Source organism: Corallococcus sp. CA054B, from assembly GCF_003611625.1.
Lineage (GTDB): Bacteria > Myxococcota > Myxococcia > Myxococcales > Myxococcaceae > Corallococcus > Corallococcus coralloides.
The window spans coordinates 1-386 of record NZ_RAVY01000451.1 but is presented as its reverse complement, the minus strand read 5'-3'; the positions used below and the strand labels follow the sequence as shown (position 1 = coordinate 386).

General features: G+C 68.7%; 1 protein-coding gene. It reads left to right on the top strand.

Features of this window, described 5'->3' with window-relative positions; translation table 11 throughout:
* Positions 1-20: 20 nt before the first annotated feature.
* The coding region (locus D7V80_RS41280; RefSeq protein WP_199739001.1) for a PspA/IM30 family protein at positions 21-386 on the top strand (366 nt) is incomplete at its 3' end.

Sequence of the window (386 nt, the reverse complement as noted above, 5' to 3'; positions counted from 1 at the left end):
GCCGGAGGGAGGACACCATCATGACGGTATGGAGCAAGCTGCTGAGCGCCCTGCGCGGCGGAGCCAACGAGGTTGGCGAGGCGATCGTCGACAGCCAGGCGCTGCGCATCCTCGACCAGGAGATCCGCGACGCCGACGTCGAACTACGCAAGTCGCGGGAAGCGCTGGCCTCGATCATGGCCCGCCCCCGCCTGGCCCAGGAGCGCGTCGAGAAGGGCGCGGCCCAGGTCGCCGAGTACGAGCAATACGCGATCAAGGCACTGGAGGCCGGCAACGAGGAGCTGGCCCGGGAAGTCGCGGAGAAGATCGCGACCCTGGAGAACCAGCTTGAGGGCGAGCGTGCCCAGGTCGCGGAATTCGCCGCCAGCGTAGCCCAGTTGCGCAAG